General features: G+C 35.7%; 1 pseudogene. It reads left to right on the forward strand.

Annotation, left to right across the window (positions count from 1 at the left end):
* A pseudogene (locus tag RTW80_RS29315) lies at nucleotides 1–272 on the forward strand (glycosyltransferase family 4 protein); the annotation flags it as partial.

Genomic DNA, 272 nt, shown 5'->3' on the forward strand with positions numbered 1-272 from the left:
GAGTTATCAAGGAAATAATAGACATATATCCAAACTCTGATTTGTATTCAGTAGTGGATTTTCTTTCTGAACAATCTCGAAGTTATTTCCATGGAAAAAAAGCATCAACAACATTCATTCAGAAGCTCCCTCGTGCTAAAAAAGCATATCAGAAATATCTTCCTTTAATGCCATTAGCTATAGAGCAACTCGATGTTTCATCACACGATGTTATTATTTCAAGCAGCCATGCAGTAGCCAAAGGAATATTAACTGGCCCGGATCAGTTACAT

The sequence above is a fragment of the Escherichia sp. AM3 genome (assembly GCF_032029835.1).
Classification (GTDB): Bacteria; Pseudomonadota; Gammaproteobacteria; order Enterobacterales; family Enterobacteriaceae; genus Escherichia; species Escherichia coli.